The following is a 463-nucleotide window of genomic DNA, read 5'->3' on the forward strand; positions in this document are numbered from 1 at the left end:
AGCGCGCGGGCCTCGGCGAGTTCTTCGTCTGTGAACACACCGGACGCCTCTTGGTAGTGGTCCAGGTCCTCCCGGAGGAGCCTGCGCCGCTCGGCCCGCTCGGCCAACTCGGTGATGTAGCCGGAGACGTTGTCCGTGTGCGCCTTCATGCTTTCCAGTAGTTCCACGGGCAGCGTGATGGTGACCTTCTTTGTCTTCGCCACACCGCGACCATACCATGGTGTTACCACACGTTGTCCTGCCCTGACGCCCCTCAAGCCGTCCGGACCCAGCCCCCGCCGTGCGCCTGCCACCCCGGGAACTCCGTGAACGGCGCGCCCGGGTACGTGTACGGGTGGTCGATCCCCATCGAGGCCAGCTCGGCGATGCGCAGGCGTTCCTGCTGGAGGCGGGCCTCCTCCGCCTCGGCCTGGCGGCGGAAGATCTCAGCGGCCTCGGCCTTGGAGGGGCTGGTCCAGGGGCG

At 68.5% G+C, this 463-nt stretch carries 1 protein-coding gene and 1 pseudogene; both read right to left on the reverse strand.

Going from position 1 to position 463, the window contains the following annotated elements:
* Nucleotides 1-203: hypothetical protein (locus tag AOK24_RS48940; RefSeq protein ID WP_159052156.1), on the reverse strand; the 203-nt coding region annotated here is incomplete at its 3' end.
* 50 nt (nucleotides 204-253) lie between these two features.
* A pseudogene (locus AOK24_RS39420) lies at nucleotides 254-463 on the reverse strand (hypothetical protein); the annotation flags it as partial.

The sequence above is a fragment of the Streptomyces niveiscabiei genome (assembly GCF_001419795.1).
GTDB classification, from domain to species: Bacteria; Actinomycetota; Actinomycetes; order Streptomycetales; family Streptomycetaceae; genus Streptomyces; species Streptomyces niveiscabiei.